The sequence below is a fragment of the Georgenia sp. Marseille-Q6866 genome (assembly GCF_965111665.1).
Genome location: NZ_CBCOOR010000014.1, coordinates 75599 through 92450, shown reverse-complemented (window position 1 = coordinate 92450; position 16852 = coordinate 75599). Strand labels below are relative to the sequence as shown.

At 73.6% G+C, this 16852-nt stretch carries 17 protein-coding genes, 1 tRNA gene and 1 riboswitch; of the genes, 4 read left to right on the top strand and 14 right to left on the bottom strand.

What is annotated here, in order from left to right; translation table 11 throughout:
• Position 1: 1 nt before the first annotated feature.
• The 5 genes from ACWPXV_RS12860 to ACWPXV_RS12840 all read right to left on the bottom strand — a co-directional run bounded on the left by ACWPXV_RS12860 (position 2) and on the right by ACWPXV_RS12840 (position 5586).
• On the bottom strand, positions 2 to 1198 hold the full coding sequence (locus ACWPXV_RS12860) for a cytochrome P450 (protein WP_454085576.1): 1197 nt from the start codon (positions 1196 to 1198) through the stop codon (positions 2 to 4).
• A 122-nt stretch (positions 1199 to 1320) separates the two neighbouring features.
• Positions 1321 to 1866, bottom strand: a complete 546-nt coding sequence (locus ACWPXV_RS12855; RefSeq protein ID WP_454085575.1) for a hypothetical protein — start codon at positions 1864 to 1866, stop codon at positions 1321 to 1323.
• Entirely contained in the window at positions 1863 to 2876 is a 1014-nt protein-coding gene (locus tag ACWPXV_RS12850; protein WP_454085574.1) for an ABC transporter ATP-binding protein, read from the bottom strand. Before ACWPXV_RS12850 ends, ACWPXV_RS12855 begins: the two co-directional genes overlap by 4 nt.
• Positions 2870 to 4570: an ABC transporter permease gene (locus tag ACWPXV_RS12845; protein WP_454085573.1), complete on the bottom strand. Its 1701-nt coding sequence runs from the start codon at positions 4568 to 4570 to the stop codon at positions 2870 to 2872. Before ACWPXV_RS12845 ends, ACWPXV_RS12850 begins: the two co-directional genes overlap by 7 nt.
• Complete coding sequence (locus ACWPXV_RS12840) at positions 4546 to 5586, bottom strand: thiamine ABC transporter substrate-binding protein (protein ID WP_454085572.1); 1041 nt, start codon at positions 5584 to 5586, stop codon at positions 4546 to 4548. The genes ACWPXV_RS12845 and ACWPXV_RS12840 overlap by 25 nt, the downstream gene beginning before the upstream one ends.
• Positions 5587 to 5636: 50 nt before the next feature.
• Positions 5637 to 5742: riboswitch (TPP riboswitch) on the bottom strand.
• Positions 5743 to 5823: 81 nt separating this feature from the next.
• Here ACWPXV_RS12840 and ACWPXV_RS12835 point away from each other — a divergent pair.
• Complete coding sequence (locus ACWPXV_RS12835; protein WP_251839251.1) at positions 5824 to 6102, top strand: DUF4235 domain-containing protein; 279 nt, start codon at positions 5824 to 5826, stop codon at positions 6100 to 6102.
• Positions 6103 to 6114: 12 nt separating this feature from the next.
• On the opposite strand, the gene mnhG is transcribed toward ACWPXV_RS12835, so the two are convergent.
• Genes mnhG through ACWPXV_RS12805 form a run of 6 tightly spaced genes read right to left on the bottom strand, consistent with a single transcriptional unit; the run spans position 6115 to position 12754 of the window.
• Positions 6115 to 6564, bottom strand: a complete 450-nt coding sequence (gene mnhG / locus ACWPXV_RS12830; protein WP_251839250.1) for a monovalent cation/H(+) antiporter subunit G — start codon at positions 6562 to 6564, stop codon at positions 6115 to 6117.
• On the bottom strand, positions 6561 to 6983 hold the full coding sequence (locus ACWPXV_RS12825) for a monovalent cation/H+ antiporter complex subunit F (protein WP_454085571.1): 423 nt from the start codon (positions 6981 to 6983) through the stop codon (positions 6561 to 6563). The genes mnhG and ACWPXV_RS12825 overlap by 4 nt, the downstream gene beginning before the upstream one ends.
• On the bottom strand, positions 6980 to 7642 hold the full coding sequence (locus ACWPXV_RS12820; protein ID WP_454085570.1) for a Na+/H+ antiporter subunit E: 663 nt from the start codon (positions 7640 to 7642) through the stop codon (positions 6980 to 6982). The genes ACWPXV_RS12825 and ACWPXV_RS12820 overlap by 4 nt, the downstream gene beginning before the upstream one ends.
• Entirely contained in the window at positions 7639 to 9231 is a 1593-nt protein-coding gene (locus ACWPXV_RS12815) for a Na+/H+ antiporter subunit D (protein ID WP_454085569.1), read from the bottom strand. Before ACWPXV_RS12815 ends, ACWPXV_RS12820 begins: the two co-directional genes overlap by 4 nt.
• Complete coding sequence (locus ACWPXV_RS12810; RefSeq protein ID WP_251839246.1) at positions 9228 to 9749, bottom strand: Na(+)/H(+) antiporter subunit C; 522 nt, start codon at positions 9747 to 9749, stop codon at positions 9228 to 9230. The genes ACWPXV_RS12815 and ACWPXV_RS12810 overlap by 4 nt, the downstream gene beginning before the upstream one ends.
• Positions 9746 to 12754: a Na+/H+ antiporter subunit A gene (locus ACWPXV_RS12805; protein WP_454085568.1), complete on the bottom strand. Its 3009-nt coding sequence runs from the start codon at positions 12752 to 12754 to the stop codon at positions 9746 to 9748. The genes ACWPXV_RS12810 and ACWPXV_RS12805 overlap by 4 nt, the downstream gene beginning before the upstream one ends.
• Positions 12755 to 13276: 522 nt before the next feature.
• Between ACWPXV_RS12805 and ACWPXV_RS12800 the strand changes: the two genes are divergently transcribed.
• Genes ACWPXV_RS12800 through ACWPXV_RS12790 form a run of 3 tightly spaced genes read left to right on the top strand, consistent with a single transcriptional unit; the run spans position 13277 to position 15035 of the window.
• Complete coding sequence (locus tag ACWPXV_RS12800) at positions 13277 to 13960, top strand: hypothetical protein (RefSeq protein WP_454085567.1); 684 nt, start codon at positions 13277 to 13279, stop codon at positions 13958 to 13960.
• Positions 13957 to 14448, top strand: a complete 492-nt coding sequence (locus tag ACWPXV_RS12795) for a phage holin family protein (RefSeq protein WP_454085566.1) — start codon at positions 13957 to 13959, stop codon at positions 14446 to 14448. The genes ACWPXV_RS12800 and ACWPXV_RS12795 overlap by 4 nt, the downstream gene beginning before the upstream one ends.
• Entirely contained in the window at positions 14448 to 15035 is a 588-nt protein-coding gene (locus tag ACWPXV_RS12790; RefSeq protein ID WP_454085565.1) for a DUF3618 domain-containing protein, read from the top strand. Before ACWPXV_RS12795 ends, ACWPXV_RS12790 begins: the two co-directional genes overlap by 1 nt.
• Positions 15036 to 15080: 45 nt before the next feature.
• Here ACWPXV_RS12790 and ACWPXV_RS12785 read toward each other — a convergent pair whose 3' ends face one another.
• The 3 genes from ACWPXV_RS12785 to ACWPXV_RS12775 form a co-directional block, all read right to left on the bottom strand.
• Complete coding sequence (locus ACWPXV_RS12785; protein ID WP_454085564.1) at positions 15081 to 16088, bottom strand: hypothetical protein; 1008 nt, start codon at positions 16086 to 16088, stop codon at positions 15081 to 15083.
• Positions 16088 to 16666, bottom strand: a complete 579-nt coding sequence (dcd, locus tag ACWPXV_RS12780) for a dCTP deaminase (RefSeq protein ID WP_454085563.1) — start codon at positions 16664 to 16666, stop codon at positions 16088 to 16090. Before dcd ends, ACWPXV_RS12785 begins: the two co-directional genes overlap by 1 nt.
• Positions 16667 to 16722: 56 nt before the next feature.
• A tRNA-Gly gene (locus tag ACWPXV_RS12775) sits at positions 16723 to 16796 on the bottom strand.
• Positions 16797 to 16852: the final 56 nt, after the last annotated feature.

Genomic DNA, 16852 nt, shown 5'->3' with positions numbered 1-16852 from the left:
CTCAGCGGAGGCGGACGGGGGCGACGGCGTAGCCGCCGACCGGGGGCAGGGCGCGCTCCCGCGGCCGGTCGGGGTCCGGGTCCACCGACGTCGTCGCGGCGAGGACGGCGCGGGTGAGCGCCCGCAGCTCGAGGGTGGCGAGCGGGCGGCCGGGGCACACGTGCCGCCCGATGCCCCACACGAGGTTGTAGGGGGCGTTGCGCTCGGGCGCGAAGTCGTCCGGGTCACCGAAGACCCGCGGGTCGCGGTTGGCCGCCGTCCAGCTGAGGTGGACGCGGTCCCCCGCGGCGATCTCGCGGCCCGCGAGCGTGACGGCCTCGGTGGTGACCCGCCGGTTGCTGACGAAGGGGTCGTCGATCCGGAGGATCTCGTCGAGGACCGCGCCCAGCTCGCGGTCCGACACCCCGGAGCGCAGCCGGTCCTGCAGCGGCGGGTGGTCGGCGAGGTAGCCGAGGACGACGCCGGCGCACAGGGCCATCGAGCCGAGGTCGCCGCCGGTCCAGTTGCGCAGGAGGGAGACGATCTCCTCGTCGGTGAGCGGGCGGCCGTCCACGCGGTCGCGGACGAGCTCGGTCGTCACGTCGTCGGGAGCGTCCGCGCCGGCCTGCCGGCGCGCGTCGGTGAGGGAGCGGATGATCGCGTCGAAGCGCGCGGCGACCTCGGCGGTGCGGGCGCGGTCCCCCGAGCGGCTCGCGGCGTGGTTGTCGGCCATCCACCGGAGCAGCTCGTCCTCGAGCTCGGCCGGCCAGCCGAGCCAGGCGCACTGGGCCCGGACCGCGAAACGCGCGCCGACCGCGACGGCGTCGACCACTCCCGGCACGTCGAGCCCGGCGACGAGCTCGGCGGCGACCCGCTCGACCGCCGGCTCGAGGGCGCGCATCCGCTCCGGCGTGAAGTACCGGTCGACGACGGCGCGGTAGGCGGTGTGAGTGGGCCCGTCCAGGCCGTTGGGCACCTGGAGGAAGCGGGAGACGCCGTTGGAGAAGGTGCGGTCGTCCAGGGCGGCGGCGGTGACCGCGGCGTGGGAGAAGAGGGTCCAGTCCCCGGCCGGCCCGCGCGCCACGGGGCACTGCCCGCGTATCTCGTCGTAGGCGGCCAAGGGGTCACGCCGCACCCGCGGCCCGCGCGGGTTCCAGTCGGGGGCCAGGGCGGCCCCGGGTGCGGTGCTCAGCTCGTCCGTCGGCAGGTGCTCGGTCATCCGGCCATTCTCCCAACCCGCCCGCCCGTCACCGTCCCAACCTCCGCATATGGGTGAATTCGGTGCACAACCAGGTGCACCGGCTGCAGATTCCGCGCATATGTACGGGGTGGGGGCGGTGGTTACGGGAGGCGCTCCAGCCTCTCGGCGACGTCGACGAGGACGTCGAGGTAGCGGTCCAGCTCGGTGAGGAGCGGCTCGCCGGGGAGCCAGCCGAGGACGACGCCGCGCTCCACCCGCAGCGACAGCCCTGTCGGGGCGCGCTCGCTCAGCCACGCGCCGCCCTCGGCGCCCAGCTCCTCGGCCGGCACGCCGCCGGACATCATCTGCGCCACCGGCACGGCGGCGTGCAGCTCGACGGTGAGGACGTGGGTGACCTCGCGCGGCGGCGCCGTCTCGAGGCGGAAGGACGTCGCCTCACGGCCGCGGTACTCCCCGGCGACGGCGTCGTCCACGTCCCGCTCCGGCGCCGTGAAGGGCGGGCACTGCCAGCGGCCGAGCACCTCGGGGGCGGCGCCGAGCACCCGCCAGCCCCGCGGCGCGGCCCAGGTCTCCAGGCGCTCGGTGCGGCGGACGGCGCTGCCGAGCCGCCGGCGCGAGCGTGCCAGCAGCAGCGCCGGCACCGCGACGACCGCCACGAGGAGGAGCAGCATGAGCGTCTCGTTCACCGGGGCACCACCGCCACGTGCTCGGCCGCCACCCGCACCCGGGCGGTCTGCGGCACCGCACCGTCCGCCGGCACGCGGACCACGGCTCCCTGGCCGTCCGGCAGCGTGACGTCCAGCTCGCGCTCCCCGCGGCGCACCCGCCACCCGCGTACGGGGACCGGCTCGCCGTCGTCGTCGGGGACGAGCGCGCGCGGGCCCAGGGCGAGGCGCACCGTGCCGCCCGCGCCGGCGGGCAGTGGCGTGACGGCGCCCAGCGGCCCCCGCACCTGCCCGTCGGCGACGACGGCGTCGACGACGGGTCCGTAGCCGAGGAACCGGGCCACCTCCTCGCTCGCCGGCGCACGCCACAGCCGCTCGGGCGTGTCGGCCTGCAGGACGCGGCCGCGGGCCATGACGGCGATGCGGGAGGCGACGGTGAAGGCCTCGTCGTGGTCGTGGGTGACGTAGACGGCGGTGGTGCCCGTCGCGTGGATGATGTCGCGCAGCTCGGCGGCGAGGTGCTCGCGCAGCGAGCGGTCCAGGGAGGAGAGCGGCTCGTCGAGCAGGAGCAGCCGCGGGCGCGGTGCCAGCGCGCGGGCGAGGGCCACCCGTTGCTGCTCGCCGCCCGAGAGCGTCGTCACCGGGCGCTCGCCGTAGTCCCGCAGGCCCACGAGGTGCAGCAGCTCGGCGACGCGTGCCTCGCGATCGGCGCGCGGCAGCCCGCCGATGCCGTAGGCGATGTTCCCCGCGACGTCGCGGTGCGGGAACAGCTGGCCGTCCTGGAACATGAGCCCGAAGCCGCGCCGGTGCACGGGCACGGCCGCGAGGTCGCCCCCGTCCCAGCGCACCTGCCCCGCGGTGAGCGGCTCGAGCCCGGCCACCGCCCGGAGCAGCGAGGACTTCCCGCAGCCGGAGGGACCGAGCAGTGCGAGCACCTCACCGGCGGGGACGTCGAGGCTGACGTCGTCCACCGCCGTCGGGCCACCGGGGTAGGTGAGGACCGCCCCGCGGACCTCCAGTCCGTTCACCACGTGCCCATCCTGTCTCCTCGGAGGCGTTCGGCCAGCATCATGACGCCGGCGGTGAGGGTGGCGAGGACGACGGACGCCGCGAGCGCCATCCCGTAGTTCTCCGCGCCGGGGCGGCCGATGAGCCGGAAGATGACGACCGGCAGCGTGGGGCTCTCAGGGCGGGAGAGGAAGGCGGTGGCGCCGAACTCCCCGAGCGAGACCGCGAAGGCGAAGCCCACCGCGAGGCCGAGCCCGCGGACGAGGAAGGGGCCGTCGACGGTCGCGAGCACGCGCCCGGGGGAGGCCCCGAGGACGGCCGCCGCCTCCCGCAGCCGCGGGTCGATCGCCCGGAGCACGGGCAGCACCGTCCGCACGACGAGCGGGACCGCGACCACCGCCTGGGCGATCGGCACGATGAGCGCCGAGCCGCGCAGGTCGAGGGGCGGGGAGTCGAGGGTGATGAGGAAGCCGAAGCCGACCGTCACGGCGGACACCCCGAGCGGGAGCATGAAGACGGCGTCGAGCACCCCCAGTGCGCGGCGCCCGCCCGGCGAGCGCGGCCGGCGGGAGACGACGAGCGCGACGAGCGTGCCGACGACGACGGCGATGACGGTCGCGTCCACGGCCGCGCGCAGCGAGTTGAGGGCCGCCTCCCACACGGTGACGGTGAGGGCGTTGGTGCCGCCCGTCGTCGCCAGCCGGCGGAAGTTGTCCAGGCCCCAGCCCTCGGGGGTGCGCAGCGAGCCCGTGAGGAGGTGGGCGAGCGGCAGGACGAGCAGCCCGAGGACGACGACGGCGGTGACGGCTGCCGCGGGCGCGTCCGGTCCCGGCCGCCCGGCCCGGCGCAGCCGCAGCGGGTGGGTGGCGGAGCGGTCCGCTCGCAGGTGGAGCGAGCGGTCGTAGTGGCGGCGGGCGCGGGAGGCGAGGAGCAGGGCGGCGCCGACGACGACGAGCTGGAGCACCGAGAGCACCGCGGCGGCCCGGAGGTCGAGGAACTGGGTGGTCTGGATCCACACCTCGGTCTCGATCGTCCCGTAGCGCAGCCCGCCCATCGTGAGGACGACACCGAAGGACGTCGCGCAGAAGAGGAAGACGACGGCGCCCGCGGAGACCACGGCCGGGGCGAGGGCGGGCAGGGTCACCGTGCGGAACGCCCGCCACGGGGAGGCGCCGAGGCTGCGGGCCGCCTCCTCGGCGCGCGGGTCGAGCCGCTCCCACAGCGCCCCGACCGTGCGCACGACGAGCGCGTAGTTGAAGAACACGAGCGCTGCCACGACCGCCGCGAAGGTTCCGTCGATGCCGAGGAAGCCGAGCGGCCCGGTCTCCACGAGCAGTGAGCGGAAGGCCACGCCGACGACGACCGTCGGCAGCACGAAGGGCACCGTGACGAAGCCGCGCACGAGCCGGCGGCCGCGGAAGCGGCAGCGGTAGAGCACGTAAGCCCCCGGGACCCCGAGGAGCAGGGCGAGCGCGGTCGCGGTGAGCGACTGTCCGACCGTGATCCCGATGACCCGCCACGTCCGCCGCCGCGAGAGGACCTCGGAGATGCCGCCGAGGTCGAGGGCGCCGTCGGGCAGGAAGCCGCGCGCGACCATCGTCGCGACCGGCCACAGGAAGAAGACGGAGAGGAACGCGAGCGGCAGCCCGGCCGCGAGCACCCAGGCGAGCGCGCCGGCCGGGCTGCGCCGGGTCAGCCGACGACGATCTCGGTCCACGTCTCGATCCACCGGTCCCGGTTGTCGGTGATGTCCTGCGGCTCCACCTCGTGGGGCGCCGGGCTCACCGGGGCGTGGTCCGCCCACTCCTGGGGCAGCCCGACGCCGTCGAGCACGGGGTACATGAACATGCTGCCCGGGATGTCGGCCTGGACGTCGGGCGAGAGGAGGAAGTCGACGAACTCCTGGGCGCCCTCGACGTTCTCGGCCCCGGTGAGCACGCCGGCGTACTCGGTCTGGCGGAAGCAGGTCTCGAGCAGCGCCCCGGTCCGCGGCGCGGAGCCGCCCTCGGGCACCTCGGCGGCCGGCGACGAGGAGTAGGACAGGACGAGCGGCCGCGGCCCGGCGCCCTCAGAGCCGGAGAAGTCGACGTAGTAGGCGTCGGACCAGCTCTCGACGACGTGCACCCCGTTGGCCGTGAGGTCGCGCCAGTACTGCTCCCACCCGTCCTCGCCGAAGGCACCGACGGTCGCGAGGAGGAAGGCGAGCCCCGGCGACGACGTCGCGGGGTTGGTCACCACGAGCAGGTCGGCGTAGGTGGGGTCGGTGAGGTCCTCGAGCGTCTGCGGCTCGGGGATCCCCTGCTCGCGGAACCACTCGTGGTCGACGTTGACGCACACGTCACCGAAGTCCACGGCGGTGAGCGAGTCGTCCAACGCGGTCTCGACGGCGTCCGGGGAGCGGTAGGGCTGGAGGACGCCCTCCTCGACGGCCCGCGCCGCGAAGGAGTTGTCGATGCCGTAGACGACGTCCCCCAGCGGGTTGTCGCGGGTGAGGACGAGCTGGTTGACGAGCGCGCCGCCGTCGCCGGGGGTGATCTGCTCGACGGTGTAGCCGGTGCGCTCCTCGAAGCCGGCGAGGAGGCCCTCGCTGAGGGTGAAGGAGTCGTGGGTGACGACGCGGAGCACGTCCGCGTCCTCGCCCCCTCCCCCGGCCGAGCCGGTGGCGCTGCACGCCGCCAGGGCGAGCGTCGCGACGAGCCCGGCGGTCACGGTGCGGGTGCGGTGCGTGGTCATGCGTCCTCCTCAGGTGCAAGGAGGGGTCCGGGCGCGGGCGACCGCGTCCCGGGGAGAGAATCCCGACTTCCTTCGCCGGTGCTAGCCGGAGCAGGTTCGAGGGTCTGCGGCCTCACCGCACTCTCAGCACCGTCCGGTGCTCCCCTGTCGTTCGCTCACGATGCTACCTCGCGGGCAGGTGTGCGCGGCGCCACGGGCCCCGTTAGGTTTGTCCCCAGCCCTCAAGGATGGAGTGACATGGACATCGGGTGGAAGATCGTCAGCACCGGGTCGGCAGTTCTTGCCGGCCTGCTCGCCAACAAGCTCCTCGACATCGGGTGGAAGGCCGTCACCGGGCACGAGCCGCCCGGTGACGACAACGACGACCCCGCGGTCAGCCTCACCGAGGTCGTCGTGTTCGCCGCGGTCAGCGGCGCCGTCATCGGGCTGAGCCGCCAGCTGGCGCAGGCCGGGGCCGCGAAGTGGTACGGCGGGCCGGTGGAGAAGAAGTCCCCCAACCCCGTCACCGGGCCGTAGCCGCCCCGCGCCTCAGCCGTCCGCGGGCGAGGTGCCGCGCGCGTCGCGGCCCTCGTCCGCGCTGGCGGTGCGCTTCTCCCGCTCGAGCTCGAGCCGGTCGAGCTCGTCGAGCTTCTCGGCCCGCTCGAGGTCCTCGGTGAGCTCGTCGACGACGAGCAGCGAGTGGTCGACCTTGCCGGTGCGGTAGCCGGCCCGGCTCAGCATGTGCGCGGAGATCGGCCCCGTCACCAGCTGGAACGCGACGACGAGCAGCAGGGTGACCCCCGCGGTGACGCTGCGCAGCTCGATCCCCAGGCCGAGCATGAGGAGCATGAGGCCGAGCACCTGCGGCTTGGTCGCCGCGTGCATGCGGGAGAGCAGGTCGGGGAAGCGGACGATGCCGAGGCCCGCGACGAGGGCGAGCAGCGACCCGCCGATGAGCAGGAACCCGGCGACGACGTCGAGGACGGTGTCGGTGGTCATCGGTCCCTCCTGCGGTGTTCCTCGTCGTCGTCGGCCTCGACGGAGACGATGACCGACCCGCTGTCATCGTCCTCGTCGGCGCCCGGCCCGTCCTCGTGCGCCGCGTCGCGCTGGGAGAGGATGTCCTCGAGCTCGTCCTTGGTGAGGATGCGGCCCTCCTCCGCGGACTCCGCCGCGGCGAACCGGGCGATGGAGACCGAGCCGATGAAGCCGACGAGGGCGAGGACGATGAGCACGGGGACGAGGTCGCCGCGCTTGGTCGCGGCGGCGATGAGCGCGACCGTGCCGATGAGGACGGCAGTCGTGACGTCCACCCCGAGGATGCGGTCGAACATGCTCGGCCCGCGCTCGACCCGGGACAGCGCCATGAGGGCGGCAACCAGCAGGATGACGAAGCAGATGACGTAGACGACGGTCATGACGCCTCCTCCCGACGGGCGTCCATGTCGCGGTCGACGCGGTCCCCGGAGCTGCTGCGCTGCTTGCCGGCCCGCGCGGAGCTGCCCGGCGTCAGACCGGCCTCGATGAGCTCCTCGCGGCTGCCGAAGGCGCGCAGGATGCGCTCCTCCTGGTCGAGGACGGCCTGGTGGGCCCGCTCGAGGCCGCCGTGCATCTCGACGTCGAGGATGTGGTGGTAGAGCGTCCCGGTGATGCGGTGTGCCTCGATGACGACGGACCCGGGCACGAGGGACGTCATGCCGGCGACCATCGTGAGGTAGACGTCGTTGTGGCTGCGCAGGCGCACCCGGATGACCGCACCCCGCGGCGGCTTGCGGCGCACGGCGAGGGCCGCCACCTCGACCGACGCCTTGACCACGTCCCACAGGAAGTAGGCGAGGAGCAGCACGACGCCCCACGGCCGGAAGCGCCCGTCGAAGGGCGTGCTGGGCAGCGGGAGCACCGCGGTGACGAGGACGGCGAGGAAGGCGCCGATGACGACGTTGGCGAGGCTGAGGTCGCCCCAGAGGGCGACCCACACGGCGGTGAGCCACAGGAGGATGCCCCAGTTCGCCCGGGGCCGGAAGCGGCCGCGCGGGCGGTGCTCCTGGGGCTGCTGCTTGGCGATGTGCGGGCTCACGGCACCTCCTCCCGGGTCTCCTGCTCCTCGCTGATCTGGCCCGACTCGCCGTTGCGCTCGGCCTCCTCGGTGAGGTCCGAGGACTGGCCCGAGCCGCGCAGGCCGTCGGGCAGGACGGTGGAGATGTACGGAGTCTGCTGCCGCAGGTCGCGGGCCGCGCGGTCGGTGTAGTCGAACAGCGGCCCGGCCACGACGGTGAAGGCGAGGGACATCGCGACGAGCGCCGCCGTGGGCCCGACCATCGAGCGGGGCGTGGACGTGTCCGGCAGCGGCTCGGGGGCCTCCTGCCAGAAGGCCTGGTTCCACGCCTTGCTCACGGCGTAGAGCGTGAGGAGGCTCGTGACGAGCGCGGCGCCCACAAGCGTCCAGTCCAGGGCGCCGCCCCGCTGCGCGCCGGCCTCGATGAGGCCGACCTTGCCGAGGAAGCCGGACATCGGCGGGATGCCGGCGAGGTTCATCGCCGGCACGAAGTACAGGACGGCGAGGAGCGGCGCGACCCGCGCGAGGGAGCCGAGCTTGGCGAGGGACGTCGTGCCGCCTCGGCGCTCGATGAGGCCCGCGACGAGGAAGAGCGCCGTCTGGACGGTGATGTGGTGGACGACGTAGAAGATCGCCGCGGAGAGCCCCGCCTCCGTCGACATCGCGATGCCCCACACCATGTAGCCGATGTGGCTGACGAGGGTGAAGGACAGGAGCCGTTTGATGTCCTGCTGGGCGACGGCGCCGAGGATCCCGATGACCATGGTGAGCAGCGCGAGGACCATGAGGACGTCGTCGGCCCGGCCGCCCGGGAAGAGCAGCGTCTGCGTCCGGATGATCGCGTAGACGCCCACCTTGGTGAGGAGGCCGGCGAACACGGCGGTGACCGGGGCGGGCGCCGTCGGGTAGGAGTCGGGCAGCCACGCGTGCAGCGGGAAGATGGCCGCCTTGATCCCGAAGGCGACGAGCAGCATGAGCTGGAGGACGAGCTGGGTCCCCGGGTCGATCTCCGAGAGGCGCTGGGACAGCTGCGCGAGGTTGACGGTGCCCGTGGCGGCGTAGATGAGCGCGATAGCCGCGAGGAAGAGGATCGAGGACAGGATCGAGACGACGATGTAGACCGTGCCCGCCCGTACCCGCTCGCGGGACCCGCCGAGGGTGATGAGGACGAAGCTCGAGACGAGGAGGATCTCGAAGCCGACGTAGAGGTTGAACAGGTCCCCGGTGAGGAAGGCGTTGGAGACGCCCGCGGAGAGGATGAGGTACGTCGGGTGGTAGATCGCCACCGGTGCGCCCTCGTCGCCGTCGGCGTTGCCCTGTGCGAGCGAGTACAGGAGCACCCCGAGGGTGACGGCGACAGAGACGACGAGCAGGAGCGCCGAGAGCCGGTCCGCGACGAGCGCGATGCCCACCGGGGCGGCCCAGCCTCCGATGTCGACCGCCATAGGGCCGTCGTTGACGAGGACGAGCAGCGCGATCGCGACCCCGAGCACGGTGGTGAGCGCGGTGAGCGTGACGATCCGCTGGACGTGCGGGAAGCGGGCGAGCGCGAGCGCCAGCCCCGCTGCGACGAGGGGGATGAGGACTGGCAGCGGCAGGAGAAAGCTCATCGCAGCTCCTCGTCGTCCAGGCCGAGGCCCGGACGGCGGCGCCTGGGGCCGCTGCTGTGGGGCAGGACGAGGGTCTCGTCCCGGGACAGGGCGGCGTCCTCGGCCAGCGAGGTGCCGGCGTCGTCGGTGCTGCGGGCGGGGACCTCGTTGCTCTCCGCGAGCCGGACGATCCGGCGGTCCTCGAGGTCGTCCTGGACCTCGTCGTGGCCGTTGAGCTGCCAGGCGCGGTAGGCGACGGACAGGAGGAAGGCGGTGAGCCCGAGGGTGATGACGATGGCGGTGAGGACGAGGGCCTGCGGCAGCGGGTCGCTCATGTTCTCGGGCGCGGTCGTGCCCACGAGCGGTGGCCCTCCGGCGCGGCCACTCGCGACGAGGAACATGATGTTGACCCCGTTGGAGATCATCGAGATGCCGATGATGATGCGCGTGAGGCTGCGCTCGAGGAGGAGGTAGACGCCGGCACCGACGAGGACGGCGATGAGCACGATGAGCGCGAGGCTCGGGGACGTGTCGATCATCGGGGCTCTCCGTCCGTGGGGCGCGGGTTGCCGACCCGTCCGGCGGGCGCGGCCTCGGGCGCGGCGTCGTCGGAGGTGACCTCCGGGGAGTCGAAGGGCACGTCGGGGGCGACGTCACCCTCGCGCTCGCCCTGGCGGTCCACCTCGGCACCGAGGGTGCGGAGGATGTCGAGGACGAGACCGACGACGACGAGGTAGACGCCGACGTCGAAGAAGATCGTCGTCACGAGCTTGAGCTCGCCCATCGGGCCGAGGTCCGCCTCGATGAGGGCCGACTGGAGCACGTCCCCGCCGAAGAACAGCGGGATCGCGCCGGCTCCGGCGGAGAGGAACAGGCCCGAGCCGAGGATCCAGCCGGCCTGAACCGGGAGCGCCTCACCCAGCTCGTAGCGGCCGCCAGCCAGGTAGCGCACGGTGAGCGCGATCCCCGCGATGAGTCCGCCCGCGAAGCCGCCGCCGGGCTGGTTGTGCCCGGCGAAGAGCAGGTAGAGGGAGAAGATCACCATCGTGTGGAAGACGAGGCGGGTGCCGACCTCGAAGATCACCGAGCGTCGCTGCGGCGCGAGGGTGGGGATGGCGCTGAGCCACTGGCGCCCGCGGCCCGCCGCACCTGCCTCCTCGCCCCGCTCGGTCATCCGGCGGTAGAGGCTGACGTTGCGGTCGGGGACGGGCGTCTCCCACACCCTGGCCTGCCGAGGGTCGCTCAGCTTGGTCGCGCGGTCGATCTTGATCGCCCGCGCGCGGAGGAAGATGAGCGAGGCGACGCCGGTGGCCGCGGCGAGCAGCACCGAGATCTCGCCCATCGTGTCCCAGGCGCGCATGTCGACGAGGGTGACGTTGACGACGTTGCGCCCGTAGCCGTACTCGTAGGCCTCCTCGGCGAAGTCGACCGAGACGGGCACGTGGATCCGGGAGCCGGCGGCGACCATGGTGAGCCCGGCCGCGGTGAGGCCGACGATGGCGCCGAGCGCGGCGCGCCACCAGCGGGAGGCGGCGAGCGGCCGGTTGGAGAAGTAGGCGGGGAGCCGGCGCAGGACGAGGATGAAGACGACGAGCGTGATCGTCTCGACGAGCACCTGGGTGAGCGCGAGGTCCGGGGCGCCGTGGATCTCGTACAGGAGCGCGATCCCGTACCCGGAGACGCCGAGGAGGAGCACGGCCTTGAGCCGGCGCCGGGCGCGGGCGGCGAGCAGGGCCGCCAGGGCGACGACGGCGGCAACAGCGGCCTGCACCCCGCTGTCCCACAGCCTCACGTCGGCCGGAAGGACGCCGTAGGTGAGGGCCGCACCGCCCGCGAGGACGACCGTCACGGTGAGGATGGTCGACAGGTAGGCGGGCAGCGAACCGCGCTGGGTGACGGCGGTGACGTCCGCGGCGAAGCGCTCGGTGCCGCGGATGATCCGGCGGTAGACGCCCGCGGCGCCGTCGAACTCCCACAGCGAGCCCTGGAGCCGCTCGACGGGCGCCCGCCAGAGGAACAGCACGAGGCCGACGGCGACGACGAGCAGCGTGAGGTAGAGCGCCGGGCCGAAGCCGCCCCAGAGCGTGAGGTGGCCCGGCTCGCCGGGGTAGCTGTCGGCGTGGGGGGCGAGCACCCGCTCGACGCCGCCGGGCAGGAAGCCGACGACGACACCGGCGACGGCGAGGACGGCTGCCGGGGTGACGATGAGCCGCGAGGTGCGCTGGGCCGAGGACAGCTCGACGCCGGGCTTGCTCGCGAAGGCGCCCCACATGAAGCGCATCCCGTAGGCGAAGGTGAGGACCGACCCGAGGACGATGAGGACGAGCGCGGCGGCGCCGAGGCCGTCCTCGGTGTGGAGCATCGACTCGAGCGCGGCCTCCTTGGCCACGTAGCCCAGCGTGACGGGCAGTCCCACCATCGACGCCGTCGCCAGCGCCGCAGACGCCGCGGTCAGCGGCATGCGCCGGGCCAGCCCCGTGAGCTCGCGCAGGTCACGGGTGCCCACGGCCCAGTCGATGGTGCCGACGACGAGGAAGAGGGAGGCCTTGAACATCGCGTGCGCGGCGAGCAGGGCCAGACCGGCGAGCGCCGCGGCTCGGGTGCCGAAGCCGACGAGCAGGATGATGAAGCCGAGCTGGCTGACGGTGCCGAAGGCGAGCAGGAGCTTGAGGTCGTGCTGGCGCAGCGAGCGGTAGCCACCGAGCAGGAGGGTGCCACCGCCGAGGAGGAGCACGGTCCAGCGCCACAGCGGCACGTCGGCGAAGCCGGGGGCCAGGCGCGCGACGAGGTAGACGCCGGCCTTGACCATCGCGGCGGCGTGCAGGTAGGCGCTGACCGGCGTCGGCGCCGCCATGGCCGACGGCAGCCAGAAGTGGAAGGGCAGCAGCGCCGACTTCGTCACCGCGCCGAGCAGGACGAGCGCGACGGCCACCTCGACGATCGTGCCGCTGGGCGGGGACGCGACGAGCTCGCTCAGCGCGTAGCTCCCGCCCTCGACCTCGCCCAGGGCGATGAAGCCGGCGAGCATAGCCAGCCCGCCGAAGGTCGTGAGGACGAGCGCCTGGACCGCGGCACGCCGCGAGCTCTGGCGGTCGTGGTAGTGCCCGATGAGGAGGAAGGAGGTGATGGTGGTGAGCTCCCAGAAGACGTACAGGAGCAGCGTGTTGTCGGTCGTCACCAGGCCGAGCATCGAGCCGGCGAAGGCGACGAAGACGCCGGCGAAGCGCCCGAGTCCCTGGGCGGTGGCCGAGAAGTAGGCCGCGCAGTAGACGAGGACAAGGGCACCGACCCCACCGACGAGCAGCACCATGAGCCAGGACAGGGTGTCGAGCCGGAAGGTGAGGTGGAGGTCGAGCGCCGGCACCCACGAGACGTCGACGACGGGGTGGTCACCGCGCAGCACGGCGGGGCTGTGCGCCGCCGCCCAGGCCGCGGCCGAGGCCGGGACGAGTGCGAGGACGAGGAAGAAGCGGCGCCCCCACAGGCGCATGCACGCAGGAGCGACCACAGCCACCACGAGGTGGAGGATCAGCAGCTGCAGCACCGGCGGCTCCGTGTGTTGTCGTCGGTCAGGATCGGGTCCACGCCGGCCGTACCCACGCAGAACGAGCCCCGTGCGCACGCGGCTCGCGCAGCAGGGGGACGTCAGCACTGTACCAACCCGACGCTGCCCTCTCTCCGTGGGACGACGGAGGGACCCGTCACACCGACGCGATTCTGAATCGGTTGCGGACAAGCGGTGCGATCTCGCCGCTCTCGCAGAATCCCGGGGGTGTCATTCCGTGAACGGCGAGGAGGATCCGGACGTTTCGGGAGGCGCGCTGACGCGATTGGTACCACTCTGGGCAGGTGCCTCGAACGACCACGAGGCCGGATCAGCACCGAAGGGACTGAACCACATGACCGAGGACTTCACCCGCCCCGCGGGAAACCCAGAGGCACTTGGGCAGGACGCCGGCGCTCCGGCACGGCCGCCCGTCGGACCGCCGCCCCCGTCGCCCCGCCCGCACCGGTGACCCCGCCCCCGCCCGGCGCGCCGGCACCCGTCAGCACCGGCCCGGCCCACGTGGCCCAGGACGACGAGAACGGCGGGGCCAAGGAGGCCGCCAAGGAGGAGGCCTCCAAGGTCGCCGGCAGCGCCAAGGAGCAGGCGGCGAACGTCGCCGGCACCGCCAAGGACGAGGTCAAGCAGGCCGCCGGTGAGGCCAAGCGCCAGGCGCAGCAGCTCTACCGCCAGGGCACCTCCGAGATCTCCTCCCAGGCCGGTGCGCAGCAGCAGCGCCTCGCGAGCGGCCTGCGGTCCTTCTCCTCCGAGATGAACCAGATGGCCGACGGCACCGAGGAGCCGGGCGTCGCCACCAACGTGGCCCGGTGGGCCTCGCAGGCGGCCGACGACGCCGGCCGCTGGCTCGAGGACCGCGAGCCCGCCGAGCTGCTCGAGGAGGTGGGCCGCTACGCCCGCCACAACCCGGGCACCTTCATGCTCGTCGCGGCAGGCCTCGGCCTCGCCGCCGGCCGCATCGCCCGCAGCCTCAAGGACATGGGCGACGACGACACCGACACCTCGGGCGGCACGTCCGCCGGCTTCTACGCCTCGGGCCAGCACGGGACCACCGGGACGACCACGACCCCCGTGGGCTACTCCACCGGCACGAGCCCGCTGAGCGGCACCGCCACTCCCCCGCCGCCCATGCACACCTACGGCACGGACACGAGCATCCAGGGCAACCAGCCGGGTGGGCTGCGATGAGCACGCCCCCCGGTCACACTCCCCCCGCAGGGGCGCCGGGCACCAGCCCGTACGTTCCCCCGGCCGGCGCGGCGGGCACCAGCCCGCCGCCCGAGGACGCGAGCCTCGGTGAGCTCATCGGGAACATCAGCGAGGACTTCTCCACGCTGGTGCGCCAGGAGATGGAGCTCGCCAAGGCGGAGATCTCCCAGACCGTGAGCAAGGCGGGCAAGGGCGCAGGCATGTTCGGCGGCGCCGGCCTCGCCGGGTACTTCACGCTGCTCTTCCTCTCCCTCGCCCTGTGGTGGGCGCTGGGCGCGATGATCGGCGACGGGGACGCCCAGCCGTCCCTCGGCTGGTCCGCGCTCATCGTCGCGGTCATCTGGGCCGTCGTCGCCGCCGTGCTCGCGGTCACCGGCCGCAAGGAGATCAAGCAGGCCGAGGGCCTGCCCCGCACGCAAGAGACCGTGAAGAAGATTCCGGACGCAGTGAAAGGACAGGACCACTGATGGCGACCAACGATCCCGATGCGATCCGCAGTGACATCGAGCGGACCCGCGCCGACCTCAGCCAGAACGTCGACGCGCTGAGCGACAAGGTGAACCCGAGCAACATCGCCCACCGTCAGGGCGACAAGATCCGCGGCGCCGTCACCGACGCCAAGGACAAGGTCTTCGGGGCCGCGTCCGACGCCGCCGGCTCGGTCCGCGACCAGGCCAGCCACGCGGGCGGCATGGCGCAGGACGCGCCGCACCGCGTCAAGAACAAGGCGGAGGGCAACCCGCTCGCCGCCGGCCTCATCGCCTTTGGCGCGGGCCTGCTCGCGGCCGGGCTCATCCCCTCCAGCCGCAAGGAGCGCGAGCTCGTGGGCGGGGCGCGTGACAGCGACGCCCTCGCCAAGGCGACCGACGAGGTGAAGTCGGCTGCCCAGGACACCGCCGAGCAGCTCCGGGAGCCGGCTCAGCAGGCCGTCCAGGACCTCAAGGAGACCGCCACGGAGGGCGTCCAGCACGTCCGCGAGGAGGGCACCGGCGCCGCACAGGACGTGAAGTCCCAGGCGCAGGACTCCGCCGGCACGGTCCGCGACTCCCGCTGACACCCCGCGTACGCGGCGGCCCCCCACCCCGGGGCCGCCGCGTCGTCATGTCTGCGGCAGGGCGACGAGGAAGGCGTCGTCGTCGACGACCTCCCCGCCGACGACGGCGTGCAGCGCCGCCGCGACGCGCTCGACGAGGGCACGCACCTCCTCGCGCTGGCGCCGCAGCGCCAGCGGGGGCCGCGGTCCGAGCGCGAGGGCCGGCTCGTCGGGCCGCCAGCGCACCTCGTAGCTGATGACGCCGCCACGCGCCCACGGCAGGCCCCGCAGGACGAGCGGGGTGTGCTCGTCACCGGCGACGAGCACCTCGAGCGTCCCGCCGGGCACGGGCGCCAGGTGTGCGTAGCCGTCGACCACCTGGGGCTGGGCGAGCACAGCCGCGTCGAGGGCGTCGGCCTCCGCGTGCAGCCAGGCCCGCTCGCCGTCGTCGAGGGCGGCGACCGCGCGGGCCCGGTGAGGGCTGACGTCGGCCCGCAGGCGGTCGGCGGGCGGAGCGGGCGCCTCGGGGACGTCGAGGGCCACCACGCCCGGCAGGACCGGGGCGAGCACGCGGCCGCAGGCCTCGGGCTGCAGCCACACCGTCGTGTGGACGGTGAGGTCGACGGCGGAGGCCGGGTCGGGCACGAGGACCGTGCCCGTCCCGGAGACGCGCAGCGCGCCGGCGAGGCGACGGGCCTGGGCGAGGAGGTGGTCCAGGACGCGGCGTTCCAGGCCCACCGGCTCACCCTCGGGGAAGGCGTCGAGCAGCCCGCCGAGGCCGCGCAGCTCCGGCGGGACGGGCGCCCCGCGCTGCACGGGGCAGCGCAGGAGCATGGCGGTGGCCGCCCAGGGCGGCAGGTCCAGCGCGGCCCGGACACGGTCGTCCACGTGCCACGGCCCGGTCAGCTGGACCTCACCGGTGAGCCGGAGCGTCGAGGGGCCGAGCCAGCCGGCGTCGTCGAAGTGGGAGACGGCGAGCGCCTCGACCTCCTCCGCCCCGACCTCCTCGGACAGGACGAGCAGGTGCCGCGGCTCGGCGAGGGCGCGGTCGAGGGCGGGCAGCTCGTCGGTCATCAGCCCAGGAGGATGCGGCTGAAGTTGAGGTGGGAGCGGGAGGCGGTGGGCCCGCGCTGCCCCTGGTACCGCGAGCCCTGCGCGCCCGAGCCGTAGGGGTGCTCGGCGGGGCTGGAGAGCTGGAAGAAGCACAGCTGCCCGATCTTCATGCCCGGCCACAGCGTGATGGGCAGCGTCGCGGTGTTCGACAGCTCGAGGGTGACGTGGCCGGTGAAGCCGGGGTCGATGAAGCCGGCCGTGGAGTGCGTGAGCAGACCCAGGCGCCCGAGGGAGGACTTGCCCTCGAGGCGCGCGGCGACGTCGTCGGGCAGGGTGACGAGCTCGTAGGTCGCGCCGAGCGCGAACTCCCCGGGGTGGAGGACGAAGGGCTCCTCCGGGGCGACCTCGACGAGCCTGGTGAGCTCGGACTGGTCCTGGGCCGGGTCGATGACCGGGTAGCGGTGGTTGTCGAAGAGCCGGAACCACCGGTCGAGCCGGACGTCGATGCTGGCTGGCTGGATCATCGCGGGGTCGTACGGGTCGAGGTGGACCCGCCCGCCGTCGATCTGGGCCCGGATGTCACGGTCGGAGAGAAGCACGCAGCGATTGTGCCTCACGAATGGCGAACGGCCGGTCCCGTTCGGGGCCGGCCGTCTGGAGCGGGTGACGGGAATCGAACCCGCGCCATCAGCTTGGGAAGCTGAAGTTCTACCATTGAACTACACCCGCGTGGCAGGGGCGGTGCCGCTGCCGGAGTCGATTATAGCCACGGGTCGCGCGGGTTC

Bases quoted from the DNA above. Each gene is read 5' to 3' on its own strand.
- ACWPXV_RS12785 (WP_454085564.1), bottom strand. From the start codon at position 16,088: ATGACCGACGAGCTGCCCGCCCTCGACCGCGCCCTCGCCGAGCCGCGG.
- ACWPXV_RS12795 (WP_454085566.1), top strand. From the start codon at position 13,957: ATGAGCACGCCCCCCGGTCACACTCCCCCCGCAGGGGCGCCGGGCACC.
- ACWPXV_RS12860 (WP_454085576.1), bottom strand. From the start codon at position 1,198: ATGACCGAGCACCTGCCGACGGACGAGCTGAGCACCGCACCCGGGGCC.
- ACWPXV_RS12815 (WP_454085569.1), bottom strand. From the start codon at position 9,231: ATGAGCTTTCTCCTGCCGCTGCCAGTCCTCATCCCCCTCGTCGCAGCG.
- ACWPXV_RS12790 (WP_454085565.1), top strand. From the start codon at position 14,448: ATGGCGACCAACGATCCCGATGCGATCCGCAGTGACATCGAGCGGACC.
- ACWPXV_RS12825 (WP_454085571.1), bottom strand. From the start codon at position 6,983: ATGACCGTCGTCTACGTCATCTGCTTCGTCATCCTGCTGGTTGCCGCC.
- ACWPXV_RS12835 (WP_251839251.1), top strand. From the start codon at position 5,824: ATGGACATCGGGTGGAAGATCGTCAGCACCGGGTCGGCAGTTCTTGCC.
- ACWPXV_RS12840 (WP_454085572.1), bottom strand. From the start codon at position 5,586: ATGACCACGCACCGCACCCGCACCGTGACCGCCGGGCTCGTCGCGACG.
- mnhG (WP_251839250.1), bottom strand. From the start codon at position 6,564: ATGACCACCGACACCGTCCTCGACGTCGTCGCCGGGTTCCTGCTCATC.
- ACWPXV_RS12810 (WP_251839246.1), bottom strand. From the start codon at position 9,749: ATGATCGACACGTCCCCGAGCCTCGCGCTCATCGTGCTCATCGCCGTC.